Consider the following 15,414-nt stretch of genomic DNA (forward strand, 5'->3'; position numbering starts at 1 on the left):
GGGTGTCCTGGTGAGGAGGCTCCGAGGAGCGCGGAAATCACAGAGGCCCACACCGAGGTGTTGGCGCGAATCGACACCTCGACAGCGCATTCGGCACGAGTGCGGGGCTACCGAGGTGGCGGCGAGGACCGCTACGGTTCCGATCGCGCGGTCGGTGGCGGGATCGTGAAGGTCACGCCGGACCCGCCGGTCAACGCGTACGGGGCGTCGTCAAGAGGGGGCGCCGTCAGACGGGGTTTCCGTGGACGTCCGGGTCCTGCGGGGTGGCCCGGCGCCGGTGCCGGGCTCGGCCGCAGGGAGCGGCCCGTCACCCTCGCGCAGCACGTCGTCGGCCATCTGGTCGTACTCGGCCACCCGGCTCCTGCCGGCCTCGCCGAGCTGCTCGACCACGGCGGCGACCAGCGTTTCGAGCAGCGCCACCGCCGGGGTCAGCGAGTCGAACGGCGAGGGCGAGCGGACCTGGGCGGGCAGCACGACGTCCGCCACCGCGGCGGCGGGCGACAGCCACGGGTCGGTCAGCAACACGATCTTCACGTTGCGCGCCGCCGCGGCACGGGCGAAGGCGATCGTCTCGCGCTGGTAACGCCGGTAGTCGAAGAGCACCAGCACGTCGCGGCGGCCCATGTCGAGCAGGTGGGCGGCGTGGTCGGCGGTGGACCCGGTGATGTAGGTCGCGTTGGGCCGCAACTGGTGCAGGTGGGCGATGAGGTACTGGGCCAGGATGGTGCTGAACCGCCCTCCGGCCGCTGAGATGCGGCGGCCGGGGTCGGCCAGCAGTTCCGCGGCCCTGACCAGTTCCCCCTCGGAAAGTTGGTCGAAGGTCATGGCGGTGGCGTCCAGCAGCACCCGGCGGGACCGGCTCAGCACCCTGCCGGTGTCCTCCTCGGCGCTGCCGTACTGGGCCAGGGGAGAGGAGTAGCGCTGCTGGGTCTCACGCTTGAGCGCCTGCTGCAACTCCGGATAGCCCTCGAAACCCAGCCGGTAGGCCAGTCGCAGCACGGTGGCCGGACTGGTCTGGGCCTGGCTCGCGACGGTCGCCAGCGGCTCCAGGCCGGCGGTCGGGTAGCCGGCGAGCAGGGTGCGGGCGACCCGCTGCTCCGCACGGGGCAGCTTGGGCAGCACATCGCGGAGCTGGGCCGCGACGGTGCGCGGCTCAGGGGTGCCGGACATGGTGACTCCTCCGAAACGGCCGCCGGCTCGCGCGGCACGTCGGCAGGTAGGGATCATGCCACGAACCGTGCGAAATGAGAACGTCACCCCCGGATCGCGCACCGACCGCCCGGGGCCGACTACCGCTCACCGCTCGTCCGCGAGCCCGCACCAGTCGATCGCGGTCAGCGCGTAGGTCTTCGCCGACTGCACCAGCTGGGCGATCTCCACGTACTCGTTCTCCGCGTGCGCGGTGTACCCGACACCGGGGCCGTACACCAGGCCGCCGATGCCCTTGCGGTCCATCCAGGTCAGGTCGCACACGCCCATGAAGCCGGTGGTGAGCGGCGGTTGCCCGCCGGTCGCCGTGGTGTGCGCGCCGACCAGTGCCGCGCTCAGCGGAGCGTCGTCGGGCAGCGAGTACGGCGGCCAGAGCAGCTTCCACTCGAACACCGGCGGGTGCTCGCGCAGCCACGGGTCGGTGCGGCAGGCGTCCAGCACCCGGGACTCGATCTCGGCCATGACCTCCTCGTTGGACCGGTCGGGGTGGTGGTAGACGCAGTACTCCACGACCAGCTCGTCGGCGAGGAAGAAGGGCACCAGGATGCCCGAGGGGTTGGCCCGCAGCACACCGGGCAGCAGGTTGAAGTAGCCGGGCGGGAAGAGCGGATGCCGGTTGTGCCGGGCCCAGTCGTCCTCCAGGGCGCGCAACGCCTGATAGACCACCCAGAACTTGTCGACGGTGTTGACGCCGAGCGCGTCGCCCTCCAGCGTCGGGTGCACGGTCATGCCCCGCAGCCCGGAGTGCGCGGTCTTGCCCTCCAGGGAGACGCTGAACCAGAGCAGGCCCGGCGTCACCGGCACCGACGCGGGCAGGGTGCCCGCCTGTCCGGACGGCTCGCAGACGATGGCCGCGTCCGCGCCGAACCCCGCCTCCAGCACGGCGGTGGTGCCCGCCTCGTGGTCGCCGACCTCCTCGCCGACGACGCCCTGCAGGACCAGATCACCGGCGAGGCGCACACCGGCCCCGCGCAGTGCGAGGGCCGCGTAGGCCGCGGCGACCAGACCGCCCTTCATGTCCGTCGCGCCGCGCCCGATCACCGCGTCGTCGGTGACCTGGGCACGGAACGGGTCGCCGCGCCACCGGTCGAGGCGGCCCGGCGGCACCACGTCGACGTGCCCGTTGAGCAGCAGCGACCGGCCGCCGCCGGCGCCGGAGACGACACCGCAGGCGTTGTCGCGGCCCCGCTCCACGGTGACCTTGGTGACCTCGGCCCCGGCCTCGGCGTACAGGTCGCCGAGCAGCGCGCTCACGTCGCCCTCCGCCCCGACGATCTTGTCGTACTCCTGGCCGGGGTAGCGCGGGTTCACGCTGGGGATGGCGATCGCGTCGGCCAGGCTGGAGACCATCCGCTCGGCGAGCAGGTCGACCTGCTCCAGCACCCGGCGGGTCACGTCGTGTTCGGCGGTCATGCGGTCTCCTTCGAGGTGGTGGGAAGTGGTTCCTGAGCGGGGGTACGGGGCCGCCGCAGCGAGGCGAGGACGGAGTTCGTGATGCCGGCCAGGCCCTTGGGGGCGATCCAGAGCACCACGAGGATCAGCATGGCGATCGCCATGTCGCGCCAGGCCCCGGCGTCCTGCAGCACGTCGGAGACGAGGGTGACGACCACGGCGCCGGCGATCGGCCCGTAGACGCTGCCGCTGCCGCCCAGGAAGATCATGCTGAGCAGCAGGGTCAGGTAGCCGAAGCCGAAGACGTCGGTGCTGACCACGCCGTTGAGGAAGGCGTTGAAGCTGCCCGCCACCCCGGCCACGGCCGCGCCGATCATGAAGACGATCAGGTGCTGGCGCACCCGGGAGACGCCCCGGCTGGTGGCGAGCGCCTCGTTGTCGCGCAGTGCCAGCAGCGACATGCCCAGGGTCGAGCGGGTCAGCGCCCGGACCAGCACGGTGACCGCGAACAGCAACGCTGCACCGAGGAAGTAGTAGCCGATCCGGCCGTCGGCCCGCAGGTTGACGTCGCCCAGGCTGAGCCGGGGGATGCCGACGATGCCGTTGGATCCACCGGTCAGACCCGCCTGCCCGAGCACCAGGTAGATGCAGAGCTGGGAGAAGACGTACGTGGCCAGGCCCACGTAGATGCCGCGCAGCCGCAGCACCGGCAGGAACGCCACCAGCGAGGCGATCAGGGCCGACAGCCCCGAGATCGGCAGGGCGAGCCACGGGTCGATGCCGGTGCGGGTGGCCAGGATGCCCGTGGTGTAGGCGCCGATGCCGAAGAACCCGATCTGGGCGAAGTTGAAGATGCCGGCGAAACCGAGGGTGAGGTTCCAGCTCATGGCGAGCACGCCGTACATCGTGAAGAGGATGAGCAGCAGCCGGGAGTGCGGGTCGGTGAAGAGCATCGGCAGGGCCACCAGGACCGCCGCGTAGACCGGCCAGCCGGCCCAGGAGCGCAGGTTGGTCATGGCGTTCACGCGCTCCTCACCTTGGTCCGCAGCAGTCCCTCGGGTTTGACCAGCATGATCACGATCATCGCGAGGAAGACCAGGACCGGGCTCCAGGAGAGCCCGAAGTAGTAGGTGGTGACGGCTTCGAGCAGGCCGATGGCGTACGCGCCGGCGATGGTGCCCGCCAGGCTGCCGGCGCCGCCGAAGGCGAGCACCACGAAGGCCCGCAGCAGCGGGTCGCCGCCCATGCCCGGGGAAATGAACTGCATGCTGCCGAGCAGTGCCCCGGCCACGGTGGCCAGGCCGATCGCGACCACGACCACGAAGACGTAGACCCGGCGCGGTGCGATGCCGAGCAGCTGGGCGTGCTCGCGGTTCTGTTCCAGCGCCCGTACGGTCAGCCCGATGCCGGTGCGTTTGAGCACCAGGGCGAGCAGGCCCACGAGCAGGGGGGCGAGCAGGATCGTGACGAGCTGGCTGCCCTGGGCGATCGCCCCGGCGACCTCGACGCGCGCGCCGCCGAACGGTGGGAGCTGCTTGATCTCCGGACCCCAGATCAGCTGGGCGCCGCTCTGCAGCAGCATCGTGGCCGCCAGCGTGGCGACCATCACCAGCATGTCGCCTCCTGGCCGCCGGATGAACGGGCTGACCAGCAGGAACTCGTAGGCCAGTCCGATCAGCGCCATCGCCGCCACGGCGCCGAGCAGCGCCACCGCGACCGGTAGCCCGGTCGCGTCCAGCAGCGTCCAGGTCAGGTAGGCGCCGAACATCATCAGCGCGCCGTGCCCGAAGTTGAAGACCCGCAGCGTGGACCAGATCAGCGTCAGCCCCGCCGCCATGAGCATGTAGAGGCCGCCGAGGACGAGCGTGCTCGTCACGATGACACTAATGCCGTCCATCGGCGGTCCCTCCCAGGAAGAGCGACATCATCTCGTCGCGGCTGCGGCTGCCGTCCGAGGCGCCGCTGTCCACCACGTCGCCGTGCAGGACGACGTGGTAGCGGTCGGTCAGGTCGAGCACCAGGTCCATGTCGCCGTCGATCAGGACGACCGACGAGACCTCGGCCCGGACCCGCACGATGCACTCGCTCAGCTCGTGCTTGACCTTCGGTGACAGGCCCAGCGTGGGTTCGTCGAGGATCAGCAGCGTGGGCCGGGCCATCAGGCCCATGCCGAGGCTGGCCATCTGGCGTTCCCCGCCGCTGAGCGTGCCGGTGAGCTGCCGGCGCCGTTCCTTGAGCTTGGGAAAGACGGAGAACACCCGCTCGATCCCGTCCCGCCAGGTCGAGGAGTGCCCGCTGGAGGACGCGGAGAGCCGCAGAGCCTCCTCCACGGTGAGCTGCGGGAACAGCCGCGAGCCCTGCGGCACGTGGACGAGCCCGCGCCTGACCAGGCTGCCGGGGGACTCGCCCCTGGTGTCGCGTCCGGCGAAGGCGATCGTGCCGGAGGTGGCCCGGTGCAGGTTGGAGACACAGCGCAGCAGCGTGGTCTTGCCGTGGCCGTTCGGCCCCAGCAGCCCGACCGCCTCGTTCTCCCCGACGCGCAGCGAGATGCCGCGCAACACCTTCGCTTGGCCGTAGCCGGCGGTGAGGTTCTCCACGGTCAGCAGATCGCTCATCGCGCGGCCCCCGGTCCCAGGTAGGCTTCGACGACCCTCGGGTCGGACAGCACCTCGGCGGGCCGGCCGGTCACGATGATCCGGCCGCTGTCGAGGACCGCCATCCGGTCGGCGAGCGCCTCCAGCACCGAGAGCACGTGCTCGATGATCACCATGGTGACGCCCGTGCCGCGCACACCGGCCAGCAGCCGGATCAGCGCGTCCTGGTCGGCCGGGTCGAGGCCGGCGGCGGGCTCGTCGAGCAGCAGCACCGAAGGGCCGCTGACCAGCGCACCGGCGATCATCAGGCGCTTGCGGTCGATCAGCGAGAGTCCGTCGGCCGGGCGGTTCGGGTCGCCGCCGAGTTCCACCGCGTCCAGCGCCTCCCGGCACCGGGCGGGGGCCCAGCGCCTGGCCTTGCCCGCGCCGCCGTACGCCGAGCCGATGCGGACGTTCTCCAGCACGCTCAGCGACTCGAAGACGGCCTCGGTCTGGAAGGTGCGCTTGAGACCGGCCTTGGCGATCCAGCGCGGCGAGCGGTTCTGGATCTCGTGCCCGTCGAAGATCACCTTTCCGGAGTCGGGGCGGATCGGGATGCCGGTGAGCAGGTTGAACAGCGTGCTCTTGCCCGCGCCGTTGGGGCCGGCCAGGCCGAAGACCTCGTCGCGCCTCACCGACATCGAGACGCCGTCGACGGCCCGCAGGCTGCCGAACGACTTGCCGACCTCGTGCGCGGCGAGGATGACCTGAGCGTTCACGACGCGGCCCGCCCCGGTCCGCGCCAGTCACCCTGGGCGAGGAAACCGCCGTCGACCGGGAGCAGCACGCCGCTGACGAACGAGGCGTCCGGAGCGACCAGGAAGGCGACCGCCGCGGCGATCTCGTCCGGAGAGCACTGCCGCCCGGCCGGCTGGCGGGCCGCCGCCGCCTCGCGCTGCCGCAGGGACTCCGCAGCCGCCTCGGCGTCGAGCAGGCTCCGCGAGTCGCCCATGTCGTTGTCGACGTAGCCGGGCAGCACGGCGTTGACCCGGATTCCCAGCGGGCCGCCCTCGACGGCGAGCTGCCGGGTCAGGTTGGCGATGGCGCCCTTGGCCGCGGAGTAGGCGGGGAAGGCCGGCAGGCCGGTGACCCCGAAGATGGACGACAGGTTGACCATGGCGCCCGCACCGCTCGCGGCCAGCAGGGGGAACGCCGCCCTGGCGCACAGGAACGTCCCGGTGACGTTGACGTCCATCACCCTTCGCCACTCGGAGACCGGCACACCGGTGACGCCGCCGCCGCCCTCGGCGACGCCGGCGTTGTTGACCAGGATGTCCAGGCCGCCGAACTCGTCCGAGACCCGCGCGAACAGCGCCTCGACGCCGCCCTCGTCGGACACGTCCGCCTCCTGGAACACACACGCGGGACCGTCCCCCGGCAGCTCCGCGGCGGTACGCGTCCCGCGTTCCACGTCGACGTCTGCGATCATGACCTGCGCCCCCTCCGCGCGCAGGCGGTGCGCGATGGCCGCGCCGATCCCGCCCGCCGCGCCTGTGACCAGGGCCCGTCGCCCGGTCAGAGTGCTCGCCATCGCGATATCTCCCTCAATCCGCTGGTAATCGTGGTGTCGGTGGGCCGGCTCGGCCGGCCTGTCTCATCCGCCGGGCAGACCCACCCCGTACGGCTTCATCCGGTCGACGCCGGGGGACCAGGCCCCGCCGCCGCGCCGCGCGATGCCGTTGGGCCGGGCGAAGTGCCAGGTGGTGGGCTCCTCGGCGACGACGAGGACGTCGAACCCGGCGGCGGAGAGGTCGGCCGAGGCTCCCGCGTCGCGCGGGTCCAGCCAGACGCGGTCGCCCTCGGCGTGGATCCTCGGCGCCGAGATCGCCTCCTGGAGGTCCGCGCCGTCACGCCAGCGGGCGGCGATCTGGGCGACGGCGGAGATGATCCGCCGCCCGCCCGAGGCGCCGAGTGTCGCCTCGGCGTCCCCGGGGCCGGTCAGTACGACGGGACTGACCGCGCTGAGCCCGGCCGCGCCCGGAGCGACGCTGGTCACCCGGCCGGGGCGGGGGTCGAAGTACATCATCCCGTCGTTCAGCACGATGCCGGTCTCCGGCTCCACCATGCGGGAGCCGAACAGGTCGAGCACCGTCTGGGTGAGCGAGACCGTCATGCCCTGGTCGTCGACCGCCGACATGTGCGAGGTGCATCCCGCCCTGGCGGAGCCGCCGGGAGGCGCGGGTGGCTGGTTCCGGCCCGCGATCCAGCGGGCCATCGTCTCGTCGGCGTACTCGGAGGAGGCGAGCCGGGCCCAGGGCGCGGGACTCTCCGATGAGGTGGTGACCTCGCGCAGCCGGTCCTCGAACGCGTGGGACAGCACCCGTGCCCACAGCCGGGCCCCCGGATCCAGCCCGCGCCGCCGGGCGGCCTCGACCAGTTGCAGCGCCTCGATCACCGAGATCACCCCGGTGGAGTGCGGGCCGTACAGCCGTATCGGGCCGATCTCGACGGGAGGGACCTCGCCCTCGTCGACGGTGTACCCGGCGAAGTCCTCCGCCGTCAACAGCCCGCCGGCCTCGGTGACCGTCGTGGCGATCGCGTGGGCGGCCCGGCCCAGGTAGAACGCGTCGGCGCCGCCGGCGCCGATCTCACGGAGCACCCGGGCCAGCCGGGGTTGGACGAGCGGGTCGCCCGGCCCCTGGGACGGGCCGCGCAACGGCAGGCCGTCGGGCAGGAAGAGGTCGGCGGAGGAGGGGAAGGCCCGCAGCGTCCGGGCCTCGGCGCAGATCGCCGAGGAGGCGAACCAGTTGGTCTCGTGTCCGGCCTCGGCCAGTTCGATCGCCGGGGCGAGCACCTGGGGCAGCGGCAGACGGCCGAACCTGGCGTGCGCCCGGCACAGGGCGGCGACCGCTCCGGGGACGCCCACCGACAGCGGGCCGACGATGTTCGCGTCGTCGCGCACGGCCGGCCAGTTGTACAGGCCGGTGCCGGTCGCGGACGGCGTCAGCGGGAACATCCGCGGGTGCGCCAGGCCCGGGGCCCGGATCGGGCCGCACACGACGGTCGCGGCCGGGGTGTCCGGCTCGCGCACCACCAGCCACGCGCCGCCGCCGAGCCCGCTCATGTAGGGCTCGACCACTCCGGTGGCGAAGGCGGTGGCGACCGCCGCGTCCACGGCGCTGCCGCCGGCGCGCAGCATCGACGCCCCCGCGCGCGCCGCCCTCGGGTCGGGCGCGGTGACCATCCCGCCGGCTCCCCGGGCGGGGCCCGGCTCAGCCCTGCCAGGCATCGGCGATCTCGCTCAGCGTCGCGAACCAGACGTCGCCCGTCGCCAGCATCCGGTCGATCAGCGCCTCCAGGACGAGCAGGTGGTGGGCTCGGCCGATGGTCTGCGGGTGCATGGTGAGCACGTAGACCGCACCGGGCACCCGCTGGTGGGCGTAGTCGAAGATGGTGTTCCAGCGGTCTTCCATGTCGCGGTGGGAACCCAGCGGGGAGACCCCGGCGACGTACTCCACCGAGGGCCAGTCGTCGAGATACCACGACACGGGGATCTCTACGATCCGGCTCTCCGGGCCGAACTCGCTGGCCGACTCGTAGTTCACCGTGACCCGCCGGGGCCGGTAGGGCTCGAACTCCCGGCCCATCAGCGAGCTGTCCCAGTCGAAGCCGAACTCCTCCAGCAGACCCAGCGTGCTCTCGGAGAAGTCCCAGGCGGGCGAGCGGTAGCCACGGGGGCGGCGCCCGACGACCTGCTCGTGCTGACGCAGCGCGACCTCCATGAGCCGGCGCTCCTCGTCGGGCCCCAGGTCGGGCACGACCTCGTGGTAGCAGCCGTGCGCGGCGATCTCGTGCCCGGCCGCCAGGATCTGCTCGATGCGGTGCGGGAAGGTCACCAGGTCGTGGCCGGGGGTGGCCCAGGTCGCCGGCAGGTCGTTGCGGCCGAGCAGTTCCAGCAGCCGGGGCACCCCCTGCTCGGCGCCGAAGTCGCCACGCGAGAGGTAGGACGGTGAGGTGCGACCCAGGGTGCCCATCCAGGGGGAGTGGGCGTCGAAGTCGAAGGTGAGCGCCACGGCCATCCGTCTGCCCGGCGGCAGCGCCAGGGGAGCCGAGGTCACTTCTTCATCCACGGCGGGAGCCGGAAGGAGCCCGACTTGTACTTCTCCGGGGCGATCAGCGTCCGCTTCTCGTCCTGGAACTGGAAGGACTGCAGCGGCACGTAGTCGTCGCCCTGCTTGGCCAGGTGGGTGGCCTGGTCGAACGCGATCCGCCCGGAGGCCCGCTCGCTGTCGCTCTTGCCGATGGCGGCGCCGATCGCCAGTGCGTCGTCGGGGTCACCGACTTCGCGCAGCGCGTCGGCGTAGATCATGGTCTCCACGTACGTCATCACGCCCTGCGGGTCGACGTCGTCGGTCCCGTACTCGGCCTTCCAGTCCTTCTGCAACTGCGCGGCCGGCTCGTAGTCGGGTGAGGGCACCATGCCCGCGAGGTTGTTGAACAGCACACCCTCGGCCTGCTGCTTGGTCAGCTCGAAGAACTGGGGCTGGTTGGGGCCGTACTGCATGAACAGCAGGGAGTTGGTGGGCTTCTGCAGGAACTGCTGCAGGAAGCTGGCCTCGTTGGAGACCTGGTAGTCGGTGTTGACGATGAAGTCGGGGTCGGCGGAGCGGATCTTCCCGAGGACCGTGCCCCAGTCGTTGACCGTGCCGAACGGCACCTTCTCCTGGCCGGCGATGGTCCAGCCCTTGGCCTCGAACTGCTTGACCAGGCCGTCGGCGATGCTCTCGCTGTAGGGGTTGTCGGAGCGGACGATGAACGCGGACTTGCCGCGCGGCTTCCACAGCCCCTGCTCGGCCCAGGACTCGGCCAGGTCGACCGGCTCGGTGCCGTAGGCGTCGTAGTTGGGGGTGATCGACCAGACAGTGGGGTACTTCGCCGGGTCCTTCTCGATGATCTCCTGGGTCTGCGCGGTGTTGCCGCCGATCAGGTAGACCTTCTCCGCCGCGGCGAACTCGTCGATCTCGAAGTTGGACGTGGAGGCGTAGCCGGTGACGACCGCCTTCACCGACTCGTCGTCGGTGAGGGTCTGCACGCCCTTGGTCACCGCGTCGTTGGACTGGCTCTGCACGTCCGCGACCTTGAGCTTGAACGTGTATCCGTTGACGCCGCCGGCCTCGTTGAGCTGCTTGACGGCGAGCTCGGCCCCCTGCTTCATGCCCAGGCCGTCGGATGCCAGAGCTCCGGTCAGCGGGGCGAGCAGGCCGATCTGGATCTCCTTCGTGCCGGCCTCACCGCCGTTCTCCGCCGCGGAGGTGGAGGTGGACGAGGAGCACGCGGTGAGCGCTGCCAGGGCGCCCGTCACCGCGACGGCGGTGATCGCCCGGACTGGCGTCCGGGGACGGAGGAAGGGGGAACGGGCCACGGTGAAGCCTCTCTGCGTCTGCTGGACGAGGGGACGAACGCGTGCGAGACATGCCTGCTTTGCACCGTTCTGTCAGTTTCGACGATTGAAACGTACGTTGCATACTGCGGCAAAGACTAGGGCTGTAAAAGATTTGTTACTTAAACTCGATCCGTTCCGCCGCCCTGATCTCGTAAAACGTGGATCAGCTCGGCGGCAGGGCCGTCCCGGCCAGGAAGCCTCCGTCCACGTCGAGAACACTCCCGGTGATGAAGGAGGAGTCCGGATCGGCGAGGAACAGGCACGCCCGGGCGATCTCCGCCGGGGTGCCCATGCGGTGCACCGGCTGCCCGGCGACCAGCGTCGTCACGTACTCGGCCGAGAGCGCCAGGGTGGCCGGGACCTCGATCAGTCCGGGGGCGACGGCGTTGACGGTGATCCCCGACGGCGCGAACTCCAGCGCCAGGACCCTGGTGAGCATCTCCACCGCCGCCTTGGACGAGCAGTAGTGGGCGGCGCCCACCCGGGCCGAGCGGGCCGCGCCCGAGGAGACGTTGACGATCCGGCGCCCGCCTCCGAGGGCGCCGGAGGTGCGGGCGAAGGCCTGCGAGGTCAGCATCACGCCGCGGACGTTGACGGCGAACACCTCGTCCCACTCCGCGGCGGTCATGTCGAGGACCGGGGTGTTCGGATAGACCCCGGCGCAGTTGACCAGCACGTCCACCCCGCCGTGCCGGGTGGTCGCGTGCTCGAAGGCGGCGGTCACCGACCCGGGGTCGCGCACGTCCAGGCGTACCGCCGAGACCGGCGCGGGCGATGCGACCGAGGTGGCGGCGAGTTCCGCGGCGACCCGCTCCGTGCGCGTCTCGTCGAGGTCGGCGACGACGACCGTCGCCCCGGCGTCGTGGAAGGCGTCGGCGATGCTCCGGCCGATGCCCTGGGCTCCGCCGGTGACCAGGACGACCGTTCCGTCGAGCCTGCCGGGAGAGGAGTCGTCCGTCATGGGATGCCTTCCGGTGATGCCGGGCGGGAGCGGCCTCCTGCCGACTCGACACGTGTGACCTGGTCGTTTCTTCCGGGCCGCCGGGTAACACGCATGCTAAGTTTCATTCCGTCGCCTTGACCATACATGTGAATCGTATGTTTCACTTGGGGCGGCCGGGACGCGAGGTGCGGACCGGACTGGGAGGAGAGAGCCGATGACGACAGGGACCGCCTTCGTGGCGACCTGTGACCTCGCGGCCCAGGTGCGCGGCCGGGCGACCCCGGCGGCGCGGCTGGAGCAGACGTTGCGCACCGGGGTGGGATGGGTCCCCGCCAACCTGGCGCTGACCTGTTTCGGTCAGCTGGTCGACGACAACGTCTTCGGATCGGTGGGCGACCTGAGGCTGCTTCCCGACCCCGCGACGGCCGTCGACCTGCCGGACGACGGCCCGGTGCCGGGCACCCGGCTCTACCTCGCCGACCAGGTCGGCCTGGACGGCAGCCCCTGGCCGGGCTGCCCGCGTGGCTTCCTCGCCCGCGCGCTGGAGGACCTGAAGGAGATCGCGGGCCTGGAGATCAACGTCTCCTTCGAGCACGAGTTCATGCTCGGCGGTCAGGGGGAGGCGCCGCCCTTCTCCTTCCAGCGCCTGCGTGGCGTCGAGCCGTTCGGCACCGACCTGGTCGCGCTGCTGGAGGAGGCCGGGCTGGAACCGGAGAGCTGGCTTCCCGAGTACGGGGACGGCCAGTTCGAGATCACCCTGCGTCCCGCCCCCGGCATGGTCGCCGCCGACCGGGCGGTCCTGCTGCGCGAACTCGTCCGCGACCTCGCCCGCAGACGCGGGCACCCGGTCACCTTCGTCCCGCTGGCCGACCCCGCGGGCGTCGGCAACGGCGTCCATGTGCACTTCTCGCTCCGCGAGGCCGGCGGCGCCCCGGTGATGTTCGACGCCGGAGCCCCCGGCAGGCTCTCCTCGACCGCGGCCAGGTTCGCGGCCGGGATCCTGCGGCACGCCGGCGCGGTGGTGGCCGTCACCGCTCCCAGCGTCGGCTCCCACCTCAGGCTCACCCCGCACCGGTGGAGCGCCGGCGGGGTCTTCCTCGCCGAGCGCAACCGCGAGGCGCTGCTGCGCATCGCGCCGACCGTCGAGATCGGGAACGCCGACCCCGCGGACCAGCTCCACCTGGAGTATCGGGCCGCGGACGCCACCGCCAACCCGTGGCTGGTGCTCGGTGTCCTGATCCGCGCGGGCCTCGCGGGACTGGCCGGGGCCGAGGACGCCCGGGTGTGGCCGGAGAGCTCGGCCGAGGCCGACCTGGCGGGAGAGCCCGCGCTTCCCGGTTCCCTGCCCGAGGCGCTCGCCGCGCTGGAGGCCGACGAGGTCGCCCGCGGCTGGTTCCCCCACGAACTGCTGCACACCTTCCTCGCCGTGCGCCGGGGCGAACTGGCCCACGTCGCGGGACTGCCCGACCACGAGCTCTGCCGGAAGGTCGCCGATGTCTACTGAGAGCTCCCCGGCGGGCGCGGCCGACGGTCTGGAGAGCGTGCTCGCCACCCTGCCCCTGGTCGACCACCATGTGCACGGAGCCTCCTCCGGAGACCTCGGCCGCGGTGAGTTCGAGACGCTGGTGACCGAGTCCGACCGGCCGATCCCGGCGTTCATGACCCAGTTCGACTCCCAGCTCGGCTTCGCGATCCGCCGCTGGTGCGCGCCGGTCCTCGACCTGCCCGCCCACGCCGCACCGGAGGACTACCTGGCGCGCCGCACTGAACTCGGTGCCGCCGAGGTGAACCGGCGGCTGCTGGCCGCCAGCGGTATCGGACGCTTCCTGCTGGAGACCGGTTACCGGGGCGACGACGTCCTGGACCCGGCCGGAATGGCACGGGCGTCGGGGCGGCCCGCGCACGAGGTGGTCCGCATCGAGCGGGTGCTGGAGCAGGTGGCGGCCTCGGGGGTCTCGGCCGCGGAGCTGCCGGGCCGGTTCCGCGAGGAACTCCAGCGCCGCACCGCCGACGCCGTCGGTCTCAAGAGCATCGTCGCCTACCGGCACGGCTTCGCCTTCGACCCGGCGCCGCCCGGGGAGCGGGAGGTCGCCCTCGCGGCGGACCGCTGGCTGTCCGCCGGTGAGGAGAGCGGCCACTGGCGGGTGGACGACCCGGTGCTGCTCCGCTTCGGGCTCTGGGCGGGGGTGGAGCGTGGGCTGCCGCTGCAACTACACGCCGGTTACGGGGACCCCGACGTGGAACTGCACATGTGCGACCCGCTGCTGCTCACCCGCTGGCTGAAGCTCGTCGAGCCACACGGCGTGGACGTCCTGCTGCTGCACTGCTACCCCTACCATCGCAACGCCGGTTATCTCGCGCAGGTCTTCCCGCACGTCTACTTCGACGTCGGTCTCGGCGTCAACTACACCGGCAGCCGGTCGGACGCGCTGATCGCCGAGTCACTGGAACTCGCGCCGTTCGCCAAGATCCTGTTCTCGTCGGACGCCTGGGGCCCCGCGGAACTGCACATGCTGGGAGCCCACCTGTTCCGCCGCGGACTCGGCCGGGCGCTGCGCGGATGGGTCGACGCCGGCGAGTGGACCGAGGAGGAGGCGGTCCGGGTGGCCACCATGATCGGTGTCGGCAACGCCCTGCGCGTCTACGGTCTGGAACCGGCCGAATGATCGAGTCTGTCGCCCGCGGCCCGGCCGCCGGTTCCGTCGCGGCCAGGCTCCGGTCGGCGCTGGAGCGGCGGCTGCCCGCCGCGACGGAGCTGCGCCGCCGACTGCACGCACTCCCCGACCTGTCGGGGGAGGAGGGGCCGACCCGCGACCTGATCCTGGCCGAGCTGCCGGGACACCCGGTGGACGCGGTGGCCGGTACGGGCGCGCTGGTGCGCGTCGGCGGTCCCGGGCCCGCGGTCGCCGTGCGGGCCGAACTCGACGCGCTCGCGGTCACCGAACGGACCGGCGTCGACTGGGCGTCCACGAGGCCGGGCCGCATGCACGCCTGCGGGCACGACGTGCACCTCGCCGCCCTGGTGGCGCTCTGCCACGCGGTCGGTGAGACCGCCGGCACGCCCCCGCTGATCGCGATGCTCCAGCCGCGCGAGGAGACCTATCCCTCCGGCGCCCACGACATCGCCCGGTCGCCGGCACTGGCGGAACACCGGATCACCGCCGTCATCGGCGCGCACGTCCAGCCCACCCTGCCGCGCGGCGAGGTCGCGGCCACCCCCGGTACGGTGAACGCCGCCGCCGACGAGTTCACGGTCCTGGTCAGGGGCCGCGGCGGGCACGCCGCCTACCCGCACCTGACCAGGGATCCGGTACTCGCGCTCGCGCACGTCGTCGTCGCCCTGCAGCAGGTGGTCAGCCGTGACGTCGACCCGACCAACTCGGCGGTCCTCGGCGTCTCCACGCTGGCGGCCGGCAGCGCGGCCAACGTCGTCCCCGACGAGGCCACGGCCGGCGGTACGGTCAGAGCGCTGAGCGAGCACATCCGCGACCAGGTGCACGCCCGGCTGGAGGAGGTCGCGGACCTGGTCGCGCGGGCCCACGGCTGCGAGGCCAAGGTGAGCATCACCCGGGGCGAGCCGGTCCTGCGCAACGATCCCGGGCTCGCCACCCGCGCCGGTGCCCATCTGGCCCACCTCGGCCTCACGCTCTCGCGGCCGCTGCTCTCCTTCGGCGCCGACGACTTCTCCTACCTCTCCGCCATGCTGCCCGGCCTGATGATGTTCGTCGGGGTCGGTGACGGCACGGACGTGCGCATGCACAGTGCCGGCTTCCTGCCCGGCGACGGCGCGGTGCGCGATGTCGCGCTGGCCATGCTGGCGGGATACCTCGCGGCGGCGGAGACGACGTAGTCGC

The 15,414-nt window shown here is 72.1% G+C and carries 14 protein-coding genes; 3 read left to right on the top strand and 11 right to left on the bottom strand.

Translation table 11 applies throughout. From position 1 onward, the window contains the following. Positions 1-210 precede the first annotated feature (210 nt). The 11 genes from ACFY3D_RS37695 to ACFY3D_RS37745 all read right to left on the bottom strand — a co-directional run bounded on the left by ACFY3D_RS37695 (position 211) and on the right by ACFY3D_RS37745 (position 11,578). Complete coding sequence (locus tag ACFY3D_RS37695) at positions 211-1,170, bottom strand: MurR/RpiR family transcriptional regulator (protein ID WP_389989088.1); 960 nt, start codon at positions 1,168-1,170, stop codon at positions 211-213. A gap of 126 nt (positions 1,171-1,296) precedes the next feature. Beyond that, positions 1,297-2,622 carry an ArgE/DapE family deacylase gene (locus ACFY3D_RS37700; protein ID WP_362516141.1) on the bottom strand — a complete coding sequence of 442 codons (1,326 nt, stop codon included), beginning with the start codon at positions 2,620-2,622 and terminating at the stop codon, positions 1,297-1,299. Next, positions 2,619-3,617 (bottom strand): branched-chain amino acid ABC transporter permease, encoded by a 999-nt coding sequence (locus tag ACFY3D_RS37705; protein ID WP_389989163.1) that lies wholly within the window; start codon positions 3,615-3,617, stop codon positions 2,619-2,621. The genes ACFY3D_RS37700 and ACFY3D_RS37705 overlap by 4 nt, the downstream gene beginning before the upstream one ends. Before the next feature lie 5 nt (positions 3,618-3,622). Continuing rightward, on the bottom strand, positions 3,623-4,498 hold the full coding sequence (locus tag ACFY3D_RS37710) for a branched-chain amino acid ABC transporter permease (RefSeq protein WP_389989090.1): 876 nt from the start codon (positions 4,496-4,498) through the stop codon (positions 3,623-3,625). Continuing rightward, positions 4,485-5,216, bottom strand: a complete 732-nt coding sequence (locus ACFY3D_RS37715) for an ABC transporter ATP-binding protein (protein ID WP_362906514.1) — start codon at positions 5,214-5,216, stop codon at positions 4,485-4,487. Before ACFY3D_RS37715 ends, ACFY3D_RS37710 begins: the two co-directional genes overlap by 14 nt. After that, positions 5,213-5,953: an ABC transporter ATP-binding protein gene (locus ACFY3D_RS37720; RefSeq protein WP_350948408.1), complete on the bottom strand. Its 741-nt coding sequence runs from the start codon at positions 5,951-5,953 to the stop codon at positions 5,213-5,215. The genes ACFY3D_RS37715 and ACFY3D_RS37720 overlap by 4 nt, the downstream gene beginning before the upstream one ends. After that, entirely contained in the window at positions 5,950-6,765 is an 816-nt protein-coding gene (locus tag ACFY3D_RS37725; protein ID WP_389989091.1) for an SDR family NAD(P)-dependent oxidoreductase, read from the bottom strand. The genes ACFY3D_RS37720 and ACFY3D_RS37725 overlap by 4 nt, the downstream gene beginning before the upstream one ends. 63 nt (positions 6,766-6,828) lie before the next feature. Further along, positions 6,829-8,418: a gamma-glutamyltransferase family protein gene (locus ACFY3D_RS37730; RefSeq protein WP_389989092.1), complete on the bottom strand. Its 1,590-nt coding sequence runs from the start codon at positions 8,416-8,418 to the stop codon at positions 6,829-6,831. A gap of 28 nt (positions 8,419-8,446) precedes the next feature. Continuing rightward, positions 8,447-9,292, bottom strand: coding sequence for a polysaccharide deacetylase (locus tag ACFY3D_RS37735; protein WP_389989094.1), 846 nt, complete (start codon positions 9,290-9,292; stop codon positions 8,447-8,449). Further along, positions 9,289-10,536: an ABC transporter substrate-binding protein gene (locus ACFY3D_RS37740; protein ID WP_389989096.1), complete on the bottom strand. Its 1,248-nt coding sequence runs from the start codon at positions 10,534-10,536 to the stop codon at positions 9,289-9,291. The genes ACFY3D_RS37735 and ACFY3D_RS37740 overlap by 4 nt, the downstream gene beginning before the upstream one ends. Positions 10,537-10,780: 244 nt before the next feature. Beyond that, a complete protein-coding gene (locus ACFY3D_RS37745; RefSeq protein WP_389989098.1) occupies positions 10,781-11,578 on the bottom strand; it encodes an SDR family NAD(P)-dependent oxidoreductase in 798 nt (265 codons plus the stop codon). A 196-nt stretch (positions 11,579-11,774) separates the two neighbouring features. Between ACFY3D_RS37745 and ACFY3D_RS37750 the strand changes: the two genes are divergently transcribed. Genes ACFY3D_RS37750 through ACFY3D_RS37760 form a run of 3 tightly spaced genes read left to right on the top strand, consistent with a single transcriptional unit; the run spans position 11,775 to position 15,410 of the window. Continuing rightward, positions 11,775-13,064 (top strand): glutamine synthetase, encoded by a 1,290-nt coding sequence (locus ACFY3D_RS37750; RefSeq protein ID WP_389989100.1) that lies wholly within the window; start codon positions 11,775-11,777, stop codon positions 13,062-13,064. Continuing rightward, positions 13,054-14,226: an amidohydrolase family protein gene (locus ACFY3D_RS37755; protein WP_389989102.1), complete on the top strand. Its 1,173-nt coding sequence runs from the start codon at positions 13,054-13,056 to the stop codon at positions 14,224-14,226. The genes ACFY3D_RS37750 and ACFY3D_RS37755 overlap by 11 nt, the downstream gene beginning before the upstream one ends. Beyond that, positions 14,223-15,410 (top strand): M20 family metallopeptidase, encoded by a 1,188-nt coding sequence (locus ACFY3D_RS37760; RefSeq protein WP_389989104.1) that lies wholly within the window; start codon positions 14,223-14,225, stop codon positions 15,408-15,410. Before ACFY3D_RS37755 ends, ACFY3D_RS37760 begins: the two co-directional genes overlap by 4 nt. The last annotated feature ends 4 nt before the right edge of the window (positions 15,411-15,414 follow it).

The sequence above is a fragment of the Streptosporangium sp. NPDC000509 genome (assembly GCF_042898365.1).
Classification (GTDB): domain Bacteria; phylum Actinomycetota; class Actinomycetes; order Streptosporangiales; family Streptosporangiaceae; genus Streptosporangium.

Bases quoted from the DNA above. Each gene is read 5' to 3' on its own strand.
- ACFY3D_RS37695 (WP_389989088.1), bottom strand. From the start codon at position 1,170: ATGTCCGGCACCCCTGAGCCGCGCACCGTCGCGGCCCAGCTCCGCGAT.
- ACFY3D_RS37700 (WP_362516141.1), bottom strand. From the start codon at position 2,622: ATGACCGCCGAACACGACGTGACCCGCCGGGTGCTGGAGCAGGTCGAC.
- ACFY3D_RS37705 (WP_389989163.1), bottom strand. From the start codon at position 3,617: ATGACCAACCTGCGCTCCTGGGCCGGCTGGCCGGTCTACGCGGCGGTC.
- ACFY3D_RS37710 (WP_389989090.1), bottom strand. From the start codon at position 4,498: ATGGACGGCATTAGTGTCATCGTGACGAGCACGCTCGTCCTCGGCGGC.
- ACFY3D_RS37715 (WP_362906514.1), bottom strand. From the start codon at position 5,216: ATGAGCGATCTGCTGACCGTGGAGAACCTCACCGCCGGCTACGGCCAA.
- ACFY3D_RS37725 (WP_389989091.1), bottom strand. From the start codon at position 6,765: ATGGCGAGCACTCTGACCGGGCGACGGGCCCTGGTCACAGGCGCGGCG.
- ACFY3D_RS37730 (WP_389989092.1), bottom strand. From the start codon at position 8,418: ATGGTCACCGCGCCCGACCCGAGGGCGGCGCGCGCGGGGGCGTCGATG.
- ACFY3D_RS37745 (WP_389989098.1), bottom strand. From the start codon at position 11,578: ATGACGGACGACTCCTCTCCCGGCAGGCTCGACGGAACGGTCGTCCTG.
- ACFY3D_RS37750 (WP_389989100.1), top strand. From the start codon at position 11,775: ATGACGACAGGGACCGCCTTCGTGGCGACCTGTGACCTCGCGGCCCAG.
- ACFY3D_RS37755 (WP_389989102.1), top strand. From the start codon at position 13,054: ATGTCTACTGAGAGCTCCCCGGCGGGCGCGGCCGACGGTCTGGAGAGC.
- ACFY3D_RS37760 (WP_389989104.1), top strand. From the start codon at position 14,223: ATGATCGAGTCTGTCGCCCGCGGCCCGGCCGCCGGTTCCGTCGCGGCC.